1 pseudogene is annotated in these 209 nt (G+C 71.3%); it reads left to right on the top strand.

Features of this window, described 5'->3' with window-relative positions:
* A pseudogene (locus B3H86_RS11505) lies at positions 1 to 209 on the top strand (ATP-dependent helicase); the annotation flags it as partial.

Below are 209 nucleotides of genomic sequence, written 5' to 3'. Positions count from 1 at the left end.
CCCGCCAGAAGATCCCGATGGTGGACCGCCGCAACGACAAGCAACTGGCCCAGCTGGATGCCTCGATCCTCGCCGCGGGCGTGGCCAAGAAGGCCACCCTGCCCGAGCGTGAACCGCGCAAGGGCGAAGGCGAGGATGGCCGTCGTGGCCGCAACCGCAATCGCGGTCGCGTCGAGCGTCCCGAGGGCGGTGGTCAGCCGCACCGCGTC

The sequence above is a fragment of the Brevundimonas sp. UBA5866 genome (assembly GCF_002432125.1).
GTDB lineage: Bacteria > Pseudomonadota > Alphaproteobacteria > Caulobacterales > Caulobacteraceae > Brevundimonas.
The sequence above is the reverse complement of the archived record's forward strand: the minus strand, read 5'-3'. Positions and strand labels throughout refer to the sequence as shown.